A 15,213-nucleotide genomic window follows, 5' to 3' on the forward strand; every position below is an offset into this window, starting at 1 on the left:
GCGCCGGTAGCGCCAGTAACGCCACGAAGTCCTTGAGGTCCAGTAGCACCGGTAGCACCAGTAGCACCGGTAGCGCCAGTAGCGCCTCCACCAAGGCAACCAGAGCCATATTTAACTAAAATGGTTTGGATTTCTATAATCAGCTTAATAAGTTTGTCTATAGTACAGCAATTAACTTTAAATAACTTAGCGATATACAGTAAAAAATTAAGCAGGCTTTGTAGTTCAACGTATAATGCTCCGCACGAGAAAGGTTTTGTTTTTAGAATAGTTAATAGGTGAGTAATAATAGAAGTTCCGATTTTTTCTTGTGCAGGTGATAAGTCTAAACATTTGAGGAATTTTTGTAGATTATCTAGGGTAGCTATAAGTTTATCAATATTACTTTGGGAAGGATTTTGGAATATATCTTTAATATTTTGTCCAAGAGCTTGAAGGATTTTAATAAATTCTTTAAGTTCAGATTTAGAGATGTTAATAAAACTACAAGCACGGACTTCGCAACAATCGTTACCGAAGAATACTTTCCCTCTATTTTTATTGTTCATCTTTTCATTCCTTTCTTTTATAGAATAAATAGTCTCAATATAATAAAATGAAAATAAAACTAAATTCGTGATGGACAAACTACTATTTCAAAAAAAATAAGGGTTTTACCTACTTAGTAAGGGGAATTAAAGAGATTGAAGGATTTCTATCTAGCAAAAGGCTGATTAGTTAGGGTTAATCAGCAGTAGGAGATGCAAAAAACGCTGATTAAAGTTTCATTTTGTATAGTTTTTTAGGAAAATGATGAGTTAAACAAAAACAGTGGGGGCAGTTTTTAACTGCCCCCACTGTTTTTGTTTATCGACACTTTAATTATCTCTTTTGGGCAACGAGGGGATAGATATTGTAAAAGTTGTCCCACTGTGATCACTAGAAACTTTTAATGTACCGTTATGATTTTGAATAATTTTCTTCGTTACTGATAATCCCAGTCCCGTTCCTGAGTCTTTTGTAGAGAAAAACGGATCAAATATATATTCTTGAATAGCTGGAGGAATGCCGGTTCCATTATCTTTGAAAGTAATACGAACAAAATTATCTAAGCGATAACTAGTAATTTGAATAGAAAGAGGTTCTTCACCTTGAGCATCGACAGCATTTTGAAATAAATTTAAAAAAACTTGCACGAGTTCATGGCGATCAATATTGACGAGTACGCCATCTAATTCCGTAGAAAAATCATAGTCAATAGAAATGTTGTGCAAAAAAACTTCACTAGCAAGTAGTTGTTGAATATATTCGCGTAAAAACGTATTGATCCGAAAAGGTTCTCTAGTAAATTCACGCGTTTTTGAAATGGCTAAAAATTTTGTGATAATACTATTTGCACGATCTAGTTCAGGAATGAGTAGACTTTTAAACAATTCTTTATTGGATGGAGAAACGCTATCTTGTAGAAATTGCAAGTACCCACGTACCGTTGTAAGGGGATTTCGTACTTCATGAGCAATCCCAGCTGCGATTCGTCCTGCTAATGAAAATTTTTCTGCATCACGTTCTGTGTTTAAATAATGGAAGACACTAATAACTCTAAAAATCTCTCCGTTATAATCCCGAATAATTCGATTGTTTAAAATACCATAGTTTTTGTCTAACACTTCTTCATTATATATTTCTGTTCCTGTTCTTAATGTTTCAATCGCTTTAATTTGTTCTTCTGGCAAGTTTAGTAATTGTTGAATTGGCTTTCCAATTATATCATTTCGTACTACACCAAAATCATCTGCTGCAGCTTGATTACATAAAGTTATATTTCCTTTACTATCAACAAAGGTGACATGATGTGAAAAAGCATCAAAAATATGAACAAAGTATGTTTCAAGTTGTTCAAATAAAAATAATGAATCGCAAGTAAGTTGAAAATCAGCCTTTTTATTCTCTTTTTGTATGTTTTGAATAGAATGAGTCGTTCTCGTTTTCTTTATTTGTAAACCAATATGTGGATTTTTGTATGTGAAATGATGTGGTAATTGATTCACAAGCTCTTCATATAACCGCACTTTATTTTCTAGTTCTTCTATTCGTTTTTCATAAGATACAATACCATCGTTTGGAAGCATAAATAAATAACCCCTCAATTTAAAAATTCTTCCATTTAGTATATCATATTTTTATACGGATACTCTTAAAGAAAGAGCTACTTTGTGAAATTGGTCGGATGGTATTTTTGTGAAGTAATATAGAATGAGTGTAGGCTGAAGTTGAGAAGGGAGGAATTCGTTTGCTTTTTATTGGAGTAACGGGATGGGGAGATCATGATTCTTTATATATAAATCCCTATGAAAATAGAAATAAATTGCGAACTTATAGTGAACATTTTCCCATTGTGGAAGTAGATAGTTCATTTTATGCGATGCAACCTGCGCGGAATTATACAAAATGGGCGATGGAAACGCCGAAAGATTTTTCTTTTATAGTAAAAGCCTATCAAGGAATGACAGGACATATGAAAGGGGAAATCCCTTTTTCTACGTTCGATGAGATGTTTGATGTGTATAAACAATCCATTCTTCCTTTAATAGAAGCGAATAAATTAAAAATGATTTTATTTCAATATCCACCATGGTTTGATTGTAAAGTGAAGAATGTAGATTTACTTCGATACACGAAAGAAAAAATGGAAGATTTACCGTGTGCAATAGAATTTCGAAATCAAACATGGTTTTATCCAGAAATGAGAGATAAGACGTTACAGTTTTTAGAAAAAGAAAAATGGATTCATACAATTTGCGATGAGCCTCAGGCAGGAATAGGATCAGTACCACTTGTATTAGAGGCAACAAACTCGGACATGGCGTTATTACGTTTTCATGGCCGAAATGTTCATGGTTGGCTGGATAAAGGGGAAAATTGGAGAGCGGTTCGCTGTTTATATCGCTACAACAATAAAGAACTAGAAGAATGGGTAGAGAGACTAGAGCAATTAAAAAAGAAGACAAAGGGCATATATGTACTATTTAACAATAATTCGGGCGGAGATGCAGCGGATAATGCGAAACAGCTTATGAAATTGATGAACATTACATATGGTGAGCCGAAGCCTGAGCAATTAAATTTGTTTGAATGATGATAAACAAGAAAGGCACTGTACAAACAGGGGGAATGTACAGTGCCTTTCTATATGAAAAAGAGGGGTAACAATGTTACTGAGCGTTTGGTTGATTCATCAATTGTTGGCTTCGTAATAAATGATAATGGTTATCATTATCATTGTCAATGGTTTTTCGGAAAATAAGTAAAAAACTTTTTATCCTGCTATTTGTGGGCAGTAAAACTCCTACCTCAAAATTCGGCTGGAGCAAAGAAGTTAGGTGGGAGCCCCGCTGCCCGTAAACGCCTTCACTTTATATTTTAAATAGTAATAAAAAAAGAACAGCAATTACTGCTGTTCTTTTCCATTGATGATTTGTTGTAAATCAAAAGGAGTTATCGCTTGGATAAATTCCTTTGAGATAAGTGTTTGAACGAGAGTGCTTTCAGAAATAGTAGCACCCGTTTTCTTTTGATAAGCTTTCTTTAATAAATCAAGTTTTTCAGCCGTTTCTTTCGGTAATTCAATTGTTAATGTGTTCATAATTTCTCCCCCTTACTATTAGAGTACCACTACAGTATAGGAGAGACAAGAAAAGAGAATATGAAACATAAAAAAGGTTACCAGATTTATAAATGGTAACCTTTTTTATGTATAAGAGTTATTAAGCAATACCGATATACTTTAAAGTTTTTGATGGAGTACTGTGGTCAAAGAAGTGTTGTAAAAATGCGATATCAACACCTGATTTGTATGCACAATAGCCCCAAGTTTTTCGAAGTGTATGTGAGCTAATCCCTTCTAATCCAACTTCTTTTGCAGCTTTGTTTAAAATGTACCATGCATGCTGTCTCGTAATAGACTTTGTCCCTTTTTGAGACTTTAATAATGGCTCATTACGTTTCCAAGTTTTACGTTCTTTCATGTAGTCTTCGATTGCGTGCTGTAAGTCTTCATTTACAGCAAACCATTTATGTTTCTTTACTTTTTCATTGTAAAATAAAATGGAATGGCGAACATTTTCGTCTTCATCAATTACATCACTAACTTTTAATTGTAAGATTTCACTTACTTTCAAGCCAGAATTTACAGCTAATACGAATAATAAGCCATCACGTTTCGAAGATTGTAAAAGTATATTTTTGATAGTTTCTAATTGTTTTTCGTTTTGAATTGGTTGTCCTGCTTGTTTCATTTCACGCACTCTCCTCTTTTGTATGTGTAAAGGAAAGGATTAACTTGTTTCTAACTATAAAGGGAGAGTGTGAATTTCATGTGAACTCCTAGTGAAATTAAGACAAATTATTTGACTTCTTTTACTTTTTGTAAATTAAAATAAAATACAACACTATTAGTTGTATTATACACACCGTATTCAGCGCGGTGTAAGTCTAAAATGTTTTTTACAATAGATAACCCAAGGCCGGTACCTCCAGTATGACGGCTACGAGAAGCATCTAAACGGTAGAAGCGATCCCAAATTTTTTCAAGACTTTCTTCTGGAATAGGATTGCCTGTGTTTTCAATTTCGATTTTCACTGTATCTTCCGTTTCTACAACAGAGACGTGTATTCTTTCACCATCTGGAGTATATCGAATTGCATTGCTAAGCAAGTTCACAACTACTTGCTCAATACGGCTACGATTTGCTTTAACAAATAGAGAAGAGTCAGCGTGGATGTCCACTTGTAAATGTTTTTCCTCCATGCTAAATAATAATTTTGTATAGACTTGTTGAATTAATTCACCGATTGAGAATGTCGACATTTCTAGTTTGTACGTACCAGATTCAAGTTTTGCTAATTCTAACATTTCAACAATAAGCCTGTTCATATTTTCTGTTTCTTCTAAAATAACATTTGTATAATATGTCGTATCTTTACTTACGCCATCTTGTATACCTTCAGCGAAGCTACGAATAACACTAAGCGGTGTTTTTAATTCATGAGATACACCAGAAATGAATTCTTTTCTCGTTTTTTCCAATTGACGTTCACGTTCAATATCTTGTTGTAATTTTGTATTGGCAACATTTAATCGGTCGATTCGATCTTTTAAATTTACAGAGAGTGTATTAATACTACCTGATAATCCACCAATTTCATCATCTGCTGCAACAGGTAACTTCTCGCTAAAATCAAAGTTGGCCATTTTTTTTGTAACGCGATTTATCTTAATTAATGGTTTAACGATGATTTTTGAGTAGTAGAAGGATAACAAAATAATAACGAGAAACACGATAATTAAGGCATAGACATAATAATCTTTTAAAACGAGCATCGCTTCATTAACAGGTTGTAAAGATGCTATCGCAAAAGCGTATTCCTTAATTTCTCCGTTTTTCATAATAGGCTTTACAAAGACACTGTTTTTTATATTTTCCCCACTATCTAAAATATACGTGTTTAATTGATTTGAATTAGAAGTACCTTGCCTAATAGTTCTTGCAAAATATTGAACAGCTTGTAATGTTTCAAAATCCTTTGCAAGACGAATCTCAGTCTTGGAAGGAAGCTGTAATTTAGATATTATCCCAGTGAACTCGATTGGAGAACCCGTATTATCATATCGATTTTTAAGTTTATTTTTAGATGGATTACCACTAATGGATTGAAAATCTGAATTGAATTGTTCATTTATCCATCTAGTATTATTAGTTATTAATTCTTGAGGTGTTATTATATCATTCGGTCGGAGTAGTCCGTCTACATAAATTATTCCATCTTTTTTTAATCCTAAGTTTACGAATTTATTATATTCTTCAGGTGTTAAAAGGTTGTTAAGGGGGATGGAATAGGTTTTATTATTTTTAGGGTTAATCACATCAATGGAAAAACTGTAATCACTTTTAATAATCCCGTTAGAATCTAAAAATTGGATTTCAGCATTTGTTTTATCATGAAATTCTTGTTTTAATTTTCTAGTGTCCTCAAAGTCTTGGGCGCTTTTTTCGTAATTATCTACGAATTTTTCAAAAGCCGTTTGAACGGTTTTTACTTTCTTATTAATATAAAACTTCTCTAAAAATAGAGATTGTCCAAGGAAAAAAAGGAGAAATATAATTGTAAATAAAGTTGACGTTAATAAAAATAGTTTAAAGACGATGCTTCTGTTCTTCACTGTTTCACCTCGTATGAAAAATACTGTAATTTAAATGATTTCTTAATTATAACAAAGGTTACAAAAAAGTAGAGGGGAGAAATCTGTCTCTCTCTAAAGTAGTTTTTTATAGAAAGTCACATAAAGAGAAGGTGCGGTGACTGTCGAAGTATTGTAGCATAAAAAAGAACTCGCCAGACGTATGACGAGTTCTTTAGTGTACTATTGCTGAATTGCTGCATCTAAAGCGATTTCAATCATTTCGTTAAATGTAGTTTGACGCTCTTCAGATGTTGTTTCTTCACCAGTGAAGATATGGTCGCTTACCGTTAATACAGATAATGCATTTACACCGTATTTAGCTGCTAATGTGTAAAGAGCAGTTGTTTCCATTTCTACTGCTAGTACACCGTAATCTCCAAGTTTTTTAACCATGTCCATGCTTTCACGGTAAAATACATCTGCTGTTAAAACGTTACCAACACGAACGTGTAAGCCTTTTTCAGTCCCAGCATCGTAAGCTTTCTTTAAAAGGTCAAAGTTTGCAGCTGGTGCAAAATCAAAACCAGGGAATGTTAAACGGTTCATATTAGAATCCGTACAAGCCGTCATCGCAATAATAACGTCACGTACTTTTACGTCTTTTTGAATGGCACCGCAAGTTCCAACGCGAATTAAATTTTTAACTCCGTAGCTTTGGATTAATTCGTTTACATAAATAGAAATAGAAGGAACACCCATACCTGTACCTTGAACAGATACGCGTTTTCCTTTATAAGTTCCAGTGAAACCTAACATACCACGCACGTTATTATAGCAAGTAACGTCCTCTAAAAATGTTTCAGCAATATATTTTGCACGTAATGGATCACCAGGTAATAGAATAGATTCAGCGATTTCGCCTTGTTTTGCTTCAATATGTACACTCATGAAAAGTCCTCCTTATTATGTATTGATAGAAATCAATATCATTTGCATTATACACTACGAATCCTGTCAATCAAAACCTTTTTAATATTTGTAATGTGTACAAAATAGGAGGATTTCATGAATCATCATCTAGAATATATACTTAAGAGGTTTTGCATGGATAGAGACAATAAAAATGGTAGGTGATATTTTGAAAAATCTTGTCATTGGGCTTATTGCACTAGTACTTATTGTGGCAGGAGGATTTTACATAAAAAAATATCAAGAAACTGTAGAAACGACCGGAGATGTTCAAGAAGTGAAATGGGATGTGAAAAATAAAAAGGGAAATGAAAAAGCCGATATTTCGTTTCAATTGCTAAATAAAATGAATAATGAAGTTCGTGGTGTGAACGATCAAATTCGAGCAGTGATAGTAGATGGGAATTTGAAAAACATACAACAAACGAAGCCTATATTTGCTGGAAATGGATCGTATAAGCTTTCTTCAGATGTAGCGAAAGGTGAAGAGTACACGATATTTTTGTATGAAGATGAAAACAAGTCCGTAGAATCATTTTCTGAGAAAAATTTTGGTGAAGAAAAAAAGGAGAAAAACAAGGACAAGAATAAAAAGAAACTACCTGTTGATACTGTACTTACAAAAAATATAGGAGAGCATCAAGTGTCTCTTTTATTTGGTGCATTACACCCGAATGAGGCAACAACATTAACATTTCAGTTTCAAGCGAAAAAGGGAGAAAAGCTGAAATTAAATTCAGGGAGAGGTGAAGTCAACGCTCTTTATATCGTTGAGGAGACGAGGGAGCATTTTTTATACGCCATTCCTGTTGATACGGATGAACAATTACAATATAGAATTACATTTCCTGAAGAAGGAACATATAAAATATGGGGAGATTTCTATATAAATGGTAAGAAGTATACAAAAGAGTTTAGTATACAAGTGCAAAAAAGAAAAAACAGCTAAGTACTTAGCTGTTTTTTCTTTTTCCTATTAACTTTGTTACAGAGAGCATTGTAATTGGTAAAGAATGATTCTTTCGAAATGCTAAATATTTTCCACTCCATGCAGGTTTGTATTTTTCTTTGAAATGTCGTAAACCGCTGAAGCTATATGTGTAACGAACGTTATTAAATATTGCAGCGGCAACTCGTTCAGACCAGAACGATTGCGTTGATAAACCGACATTTGAGAGTGGTGCCATACCAATATTAAAGGAATGGTATTCATTTTCTTTTGCCCAGTGGAACAGGTGGATAAAAATTGCATCCATGATGCCGCTAGGAGCGTCTGGATAATAACGCATTAAATCAACAGATAATATGCCATTTTGATATACTGGCATAAAGGTTGTAAAGGCAATTATTTTACCTTCTGCATCAGATAAAGTAGCGATAGGGGCACGGCTAATATACTCACGATCGAAGTACCCAAGTGAAAATCCTTTTTCTTTTTTTCCGCCAAGCCAAGCATCAGACACTTTCTTTAATTCCTCGTATAATTCGTCTGAGAATGGTGGCTCATGAATAGAGAATGTATAACCTTCTCGTTCAAAACGGTTGAAAGTAGCTCGCATACCAGCACGTTTTTTCCCTGTTATTGTAAACGTATTTAAATCAACGACAGCCTCTTCGCCAAGTTTAAAGAAGTTATAGCCGAAATCGTGGTATAAGCTCATCCATTTACTTTCAATTTGATAAAATACGCAAATATACCCAAATCGATCAGCTTCAGCTAAAAATTCTTGTAACACAGTACGGTAGGAGGATGGATCACCAATTGGATCACCAAGTACAACAAGACGTTTCCCAGTAATTGAAAAGAGAAGAAGTGCTTTTCCATCACTACTAAAGAAGAACTGTTTATCTCCTAAAAAACCTAAATGACTAAGTACATTCCCGCCATGTTCCTCTAAGAAGTTTTCTAACCTTTTATCATTAGCTGGTTGCCCGGGAAATTCACTACGATAACGATTGGCAATTAGTGAACCGATAAGTAAAAAAGTGGGAACGAAAAAGGCGGCTGCTAATGCACTTCGTTTAACCTGTGTAATATTTCGAACGACAAAATCGGGTTGGAATGCTTCTTTTGCGCCTGCAAATAAAATGCCTAAGTTTTTATATAAATATAACGTAAGCAATAAGAAGATAAATACTTTTACGATATCAGAAAGAGAGACTTCCATTTTCTCGCGCACAAATCTTTTACGAAGCATATACAACACAGCAAGTACGATTAATAAAATAAAGGTTTCTTCAATATCAATTCCTTTTAGGGTATTAAAGATTGCTGCTCCAATTAAAGAAACAATCGTCATATAGTAAGAACGCTTTGTTCCGTAATATATTCCTCGCGAAAGAATCAGGAGGAGAATACCGAATGTTAATGATAAGCTAAAAGAAAATTGAATAAGGTGCTTGGGAGCTAAAATATGTAAGGCGTGAGCTCGGTTAATACTAGTTGGTAATATTGTTGATAGAATAACCATCAAGCCAGCGAAGACTGTTAAAGCGGCGGATGCCCATGAACCTAATTTCCCTAGAAAATCACGTTGTAAAGTCCAAATTACACCAGTTGTTTCTAATGCAGGTGCAATAAATGGTTTATCTTCAATTTTTTTAATGGCTGCTCCTGTCATTTCAAAGGCTGCAAAAATGAGACCAAGGCAGAATGGTAAGATGTAATAGACAAGGCGATATAATAACATAGCAGGTAGTAATACACCTGTATCAATGCCGTATTGTCCGAGTCCAGTTATGAAAACAAGATCAAATGAACCAAGGCCACCAGGGACAAGACTTACGACACCGGCTAAGGCTGCAATTACATAAACACCTAAAAACTTTTGAAATTCAATATCAATTCCAAACAATATTAAAATGACGTACATAACGATACCAGCAGATACCCACTCAACTAATGAAACTAATGAATATAAAACAGTTGGATTTTTCTCTTCTTCTTCATCCTCTTGTCCGTCTAGCTGTTTTGTTTTTCTATTTTTAATTTTAGAAAATCCAATATATATAGGAACGAAAAGAGCAAAGAAGATAAGAACAGGCCATAACCACGGTTTTTCATGCAGAATAAAACTAGTGTCTAATATTCCAATAAGGCCGAGGAACGAAAGAATGGCTAATCCGTTAATAAAAGCGGTTGTCATCCAAGCAATGCTTTTAATAAGTTTTCCATTATCTTTTATATGCGGACGATATAACATTGTACGTACACCAGCACCAACAAGACCACCAAAACCGATAAATCCATTTAAAGTGTTTGCAATCCATGAGATGCGGAAAATCTTTTGTACAGGTATATCGGCTTTTAAGTAACGAAGCATAACAAAGTCATAAAAGAACATTGTTGAAACGGCAAATGCACCGAGTGTAATCGCTAAAAATACTCCACCAGTTGGAATGTTTTTAATTGTTTCAATCGCTTCTAAAAAAGAAATGCCTGCTAATTCTTTTTTGGCCTGAAAGAAAACAATTGTTAAGACAACAAATGGGAAGAGTATTTTCCCGATTTGTAAGAAACGTTTCCATGAAAACGACATAAATACAACTCTCCTTGTGTAAGAAAACTGAGACAATAATATTATTATGACAAACTTCAAGAAAAATAAAAAGGTAAATTCCTGTATAGGGAAGCTATTTTTTATATAGGTTATACTTAAAAGAATATTTCGTTTATCAGAAAATTAGGTTAAAATAAGGTGGAAGAAGGAAGAGAGGGGAAGTTGATGATTATAATAGGTTATGCAGGATATGAGTTAGAAAAAGCAAAACCGAATACATCAGAAGATTTTTTTAATAGATCTGAAGTGACATATGTATTAAATAATCAAGAGAAAACCTTTTCTGTCTTATATGTTAGATATTTTGAAGAAATATTACAAGAAATTACCCCTTTTGAAGGAAATCCAGTTTATAAAGTAGAAGAACAAGACGTATATTTACGAGATATTGTAGCAATCGCTTGTTTAGTGAACAATAAAGAGCTACGCGCGCAGAAGCGCTTGTATCTCAATGAAGTAACAGACTTTCAACGATACTTTGACGAAGGAACAGTGGTGAAAGTACAAGAAATATTAGCTGAATTACATAAAAATAAAAGAGTAGAAATAGCGTAAAACGGCAAAGGAGAGAGAAGCCATGTCTAATTTGATGGTTGAAAATCAAACAGAACAAGTTTCTATATTTTTAGAAGATGTTATTTCCTTAATAACTAATTATGTAAATTATCATACGTTACCTTCTTTATTGGAGGAAACACCAACAGGAAACGAGCGATATTATAAAGGGATATTAGGGTCAATAAGAAGACTTCTTGTTTTTTGTGAAGAAGGACTTGATGCATGTTTTGTTTTGCTGAATAGCCAGCCATTTCGAAAGACAGCAGCTGAAAAAGTTTTATATAAGATTTATCATCAAGTAATTGCAGAGTTTTTTTCGCCAAAGAATGATCATTGGTATGAAAATAGTCGTTCCGCTTATACAGGGAAAAATTCTATTGTTTTTCAGCAAACACCACCTGGATCTATAGAACGAATGATGAAGGATTTAGAAGGGAAATTTCAATTGATGCGTGAAGAACTAGAATATTATGAGACAGATTATCAAACAAAAATGCTGCACAAATATTAATTAAGGAAAAGAAGCTAAGGACACTTAGCTTCTTTTCCTTTTGTCCAGTTATATAAGGGATTTTAATTGAATATAGTTAAAGTGAATAGCATCAAGGAGGTGTGACATGAGTCAGCAAGGTGTATTTACAGATTACTTTCATGAAGTAGAAAGCTGGTGTGAAAGTGTTCTTCAAGTATTAGATAGCCGTGCAATGGAAGTGTATGATGTCCATATGCTTGCTTATAAAATTCAAACGTTATTAGAGCGTATGAAAGAGCATGAATACGACACAGATGCCGAGTTTATGTATGAAATAAGTGATGATGTAGAACATATTCAACACCATTTACAGGAAGTATTTGTGCAAGAAGGAGAGGAATATGAACTATGTGAAAGAGGGGATAGCGAACGAGCTGTTCCGATTGGGGGGCATACACTCCCGCCATTACCTTATCCATATAATGCGTTAGAACCGTACATTTCACGAGAAATTATGATGTTACACCATGATAAACATCATCGTAGTTACGTGGAAGGATTAAATAAAGCAGAGAAGATGATGGAAGAAGCGAGAAAAACAAATCAATTTGATTTAATTAAGCATTGGGAAAGAGAAGCAGCTTTTCATGGATCAGGTCATTACTTACACACGATATTTTGGAATAACATGAAAAAAGATGGTGGTGGAAGTCCGAGAGGGGCTTTTTCACAACAAATTGAGCAAGATTTCGGAAGTTTTTTACGTTTTCAAAAGCATTTTACGGAAGCCGCTTCTAAAGTGGAAGGTTCAGGATGGGCGATTCTTGTATGGGTACCCCGTTCAGGAAGGTTAGAAATTTTGCAAAGCACGCTTCATCAATTGTTTACACAGTGGGATACGATACCACTCCTTGTACTTGATGTATGGGAACATGCGTATTATTTACAATATCAAAATCGAAAAGATGAATATATTAAAAATTGGTGGAATGTTGTAAATTGGCCTGATGTAGAAAAGAGATTTGGAAGTGCAAAGCAAATTGAATGGACGCCGTATTAGACGCATATCCCATGCGTCTTTTTTATTGGAGGTGGAAGGAAGATTTCGTTCATATTTTAAAAGGCCAAGCATACACTTGTACAAAAAGTGCCAAAAGGACGTGGGGGGAAATATGAGACGAATTTGTATAATAATTACGCTAATTATAATGTACGCAAGTGTTATGCCGATTCCTACATATGCAAAATTGAACGGTGGTGTCAGTGCTCGTAACGCAGTTTTAATGGAACAGCAATCTGGTCGTGTACTTTATGGGAAATTAGAACATGAGCCACAAAAAATTGCTAGTATAACAAAAATTATGACAGCATTGTTAGCTGCTGAATCAGGAAAAATGAAAGAACTAGTATCGGTTAGTAATGAAGCAGTACGAGTAGAAGGATCAGCAATTTATTTAAAACCTGGACAAAAAGTGAAGTTAGAAGATTTAGTCTACGGGTTAATGCTTAGATCAGGTAATGATGCAGCACAAGTAATTGCTGAAAATGTGGGAGGGAGTATAGAAGGGTTCGTATATTTAATGAATGAAAAAGCGAAAGAAATCGGAATGAAAGATACGCACTTCTCAAACCCGCATGGCTTGGATGGGGATGGATCGCATTATTCGTCGGCTTATGATATGGCATTATTAACGAAATATGCAATGGGGAACGAGACCTTTAAGAAAATTTTTGGAACAAAAACGTATAAATCAGATTCTTGGGATTATCCATGGAAAAATAAACATAAGCTTGTGACATCTTATTATGAATTTGCAACAGGAGGAAAGACAGGTTTTACGAAGAAAGCAGGACGGACACTTGTTACAACAGCTTCAAAAGATGGACTAGATTTAATTGTCGTAACTTTGAGTGCTTCTAGTGATTGGGATGATCATATGAATTTGTTTGACAAAGGTTTTGAACATTTCAAGCAAACTACAGTTTTAGGACAAGGAGCGTTAGCTGAAATAAATGAAAAGAAATACGCCAATCATGTTTATACGAAAAATAGTTTTTCTGTTCCTTTAACTGAAGAGGAAAGAAAAAGCGTGTTATTAAAAGTTGAGCTCGATAAAAGTGCAAAACTTACGGATGGGGTAAAGATTGGAAAGACCGAAATTTATGTAGGAAATGAGAAAGTTGGAGAACGTAATTTGTTTTACAGTAAACGAAAGTTAGTAGCTACAACGGGAATGTATTGGAATAACGTAAAAGAAATCTTTTCTTATATGATAGGTGTTGGGATAGATGGTTAATCTCGTCTGGGCAGCGATGGCGGTCATAGGGATTGTGTATGCCATGATAAACGGAACGATGGAAGAAGTAACTAAAGCTGTATTTGAAGGGTCAAAAGATGCGGTAACGATTTGTATTGGACTTATTAGCGTTTTAGTATTTTGGCTTGGCTTAATGAAAATTGCAGAGGAAGCAGGGTTGTTAAAAAAGTTAGTTACACTTTTTATGCCGATAGTAAAAAGATTGTTTCCAGAAATACCGAAGGATCATCCGTCAATGGGATTTATTCTATCAAATATGATGGCGAACTTTTTTGGACTTGGTAATGCAGCAACCCCTCTTGGTATTAAAGCGATGGAACAACTGAAAGAGTTAAATGGAGGGAAGGATTCGGCCAGTCGCTCTATGGTGACGTTTCTAGCATTAAATACATCAGCTATTACTTTAATCCCTACTACAGTCATTTCGATTCGAATGACCTATGAATCAGCAAATCCTACTGAAATTGTTGGCGTAACATTTATAGCACAAGTGTTATCGATGATCGGAGCAATTTGGATTGACCGCTATTTTTACCGAAGAAGGAGTAGAAAGGGGCGGAAAAAATGAGTATTGTAAATACAATTTCATTATGGGTAATCCCTTGTGTAATTGGTTTTATCCTTTTATATGGCACGATAAAGAAAGTTCCGACGTATGAATCGTTCGTAGAGGGCGGAAAAGAAGGAATTCAAATTGCAGTTTCCATTTTGCCGTTTATGGTAGGAATGCTTGTATCTATTTCTATTTTCCGGGCATCGGGTGCTCTAGATGCGATGATATCGGTAATGAAGCCGATGTTAGATTTAATTCATGTACCAGCCGAAATTGTCCCACTTGCACTTATTCGTCCGATTTCTGGCTCTGCTGGTTTAAGTATTACGACTGATTTAATCGCTACATATGGGCCAGATTCGTTTATTGGAAGATTAGCTTCAACGATGCAAGGTAGCACAGATACGACCTTTTATATTTTAACAGTATACTTTGGGGCTGTTGGTATTAGAAAAATGGGAGACGCATTAAAGGTAGGACTTTTTGCAGATTTAATCGGAATTATTTGCTCGATTGTGTTTGTTTCTCTATTGTTTCAGTAATGCTATTCATTTTTTGCGCTATTTCGCTTATAATACGTATACGACCACTATTAACGTGTAGTTTAATAGTGGTTTTTTTAT

Annotated in this window: 16 protein-coding genes; 9 read left to right on the forward strand and 7 right to left on the reverse strand. The window is 34.5% G+C overall.

Annotated elements, in window-relative coordinates; translation table 11 throughout:
• The coding region (locus BAU23_RS04660; RefSeq protein ID WP_116733273.1) for a collagen-like repeat preface domain-containing protein at window positions 1-548 on the reverse strand (548 nt) is incomplete at its 3' end.
• A gap of 309 nt (window positions 549-857) precedes the next feature.
• On the reverse strand, window positions 858-2,108 hold the full coding sequence (locus BAU23_RS04665; protein ID WP_000937266.1) for an ATP-binding protein: 1,251 nt from the start codon (window positions 2,106-2,108) through the stop codon (window positions 858-860).
• 161 nt (window positions 2,109-2,269) lie between these two features.
• Here BAU23_RS04665 and BAU23_RS04670 point away from each other — a divergent pair, with 161 nt between their 5' ends.
• Window positions 2,270-3,115 carry a DUF72 domain-containing protein gene (locus BAU23_RS04670; RefSeq protein ID WP_016129014.1) on the forward strand — a complete coding sequence of 282 codons (846 nt, stop codon included), beginning with the start codon at window positions 2,270-2,272 and terminating at the stop codon, window positions 3,113-3,115.
• Window positions 3,116-3,157: 42 nt separating this feature from the next.
• Entirely contained in the window at window positions 3,158-3,283 is a 126-nt protein-coding gene (locus BAU23_RS30780) for a hypothetical protein (RefSeq protein ID WP_001117482.1), read from the forward strand.
• Between the two features lie 144 nt (window positions 3,284-3,427).
• Here the strand turns inward: BAU23_RS30780 and BAU23_RS04675 are convergent, their stop codons facing one another.
• The 4 genes from BAU23_RS04675 to deoD all read right to left on the reverse strand — a co-directional run bounded on the left by BAU23_RS04675 (window position 3,428) and on the right by deoD (window position 7,108).
• A complete protein-coding gene (locus BAU23_RS04675; RefSeq protein WP_001094855.1) occupies window positions 3,428-3,622 on the reverse strand; it encodes a DUF3924 family protein in 195 nt (64 codons plus the stop codon).
• Window positions 3,623-3,743: 121 nt separating this feature from the next.
• On the reverse strand, window positions 3,744-4,274 hold the full coding sequence (locus BAU23_RS04680) for a tyrosine-type recombinase/integrase (protein ID WP_000806230.1): 531 nt from the start codon (window positions 4,272-4,274) through the stop codon (window positions 3,744-3,746).
• Window positions 4,275-4,381: 107 nt separating this feature from the next.
• On the reverse strand, window positions 4,382-6,199 hold the full coding sequence (locus BAU23_RS04685) for a sensor histidine kinase (protein ID WP_016129015.1): 1,818 nt from the start codon (window positions 6,197-6,199) through the stop codon (window positions 4,382-4,384).
• A gap of 201 nt (window positions 6,200-6,400) precedes the next feature.
• Entirely contained in the window at window positions 6,401-7,108 is a 708-nt protein-coding gene (gene deoD / locus BAU23_RS04690; RefSeq protein WP_000110707.1) for a purine-nucleoside phosphorylase, read from the reverse strand.
• A gap of 175 nt (window positions 7,109-7,283) precedes the next feature.
• On the opposite strand from deoD, the gene BAU23_RS04695 reads away from it, so the two are divergent.
• On the forward strand, window positions 7,284-8,078 hold the full coding sequence (locus BAU23_RS04695; RefSeq protein ID WP_000232585.1) for a hypothetical protein: 795 nt from the start codon (window positions 7,284-7,286) through the stop codon (window positions 8,076-8,078).
• Window positions 8,079-8,082: 4 nt separating this feature from the next.
• Here the strand turns inward: BAU23_RS04695 and mprF are convergent, their stop codons facing one another.
• On the reverse strand, window positions 8,083-10,668 hold the full coding sequence (gene mprF, locus BAU23_RS04700; RefSeq protein WP_000010885.1) for a bifunctional lysylphosphatidylglycerol flippase/synthetase MprF: 2,586 nt from the start codon (window positions 10,666-10,668) through the stop codon (window positions 8,083-8,085).
• A 186-nt stretch (window positions 10,669-10,854) separates the two neighbouring features.
• On the opposite strand from mprF, the gene BAU23_RS04705 reads away from it, so the two are divergent.
• The 6 genes from BAU23_RS04705 (at window position 10,855) to spmB (ending at window position 15,132) form a co-directional block, all read left to right on the forward strand.
• Window positions 10,855-11,244: a hypothetical protein gene (locus BAU23_RS04705; RefSeq protein WP_016129016.1), complete on the forward strand. Its 390-nt coding sequence runs from the start codon at window positions 10,855-10,857 to the stop codon at window positions 11,242-11,244.
• Window positions 11,245-11,266: 22 nt separating this feature from the next.
• Entirely contained in the window at window positions 11,267-11,758 is a 492-nt protein-coding gene (locus BAU23_RS04710; RefSeq protein WP_016129017.1) for a YpuI family protein, read from the forward strand.
• Between the two features lie 106 nt (window positions 11,759-11,864).
• A complete protein-coding gene (locus tag BAU23_RS04715) occupies window positions 11,865-12,779 on the forward strand; it encodes a superoxide dismutase (RefSeq protein ID WP_016129018.1) in 915 nt (304 codons plus the stop codon).
• 112 nt (window positions 12,780-12,891) lie between these two features.
• Window positions 12,892-14,016, forward strand: a complete 1,125-nt coding sequence (locus tag BAU23_RS04720; RefSeq protein WP_001252604.1) for a D-alanyl-D-alanine carboxypeptidase family protein — start codon at window positions 12,892-12,894, stop codon at window positions 14,014-14,016.
• Entirely contained in the window at window positions 14,009-14,605 is a 597-nt protein-coding gene (spmA, locus tag BAU23_RS04725; protein WP_000247803.1) for a spore maturation protein SpmA, read from the forward strand. Before BAU23_RS04720 ends, spmA begins: the two co-directional genes overlap by 8 nt.
• Window positions 14,602-15,132 (forward strand): spore maturation protein SpmB, encoded by a 531-nt coding sequence (gene spmB, locus BAU23_RS04730; protein ID WP_000029515.1) that lies wholly within the window; start codon window positions 14,602-14,604, stop codon window positions 15,130-15,132. The genes spmA and spmB overlap by 4 nt, the downstream gene beginning before the upstream one ends.
• Window positions 15,133-15,213: the final 81 nt, after the last annotated feature.

Origin of the sequence: Bacillus nitratireducens (assembly GCF_001884135.1) — a bacterium.
Classification (GTDB): Bacteria; Bacillota; Bacilli; order Bacillales; family Bacillaceae_G; genus Bacillus_A; species Bacillus_A nitratireducens.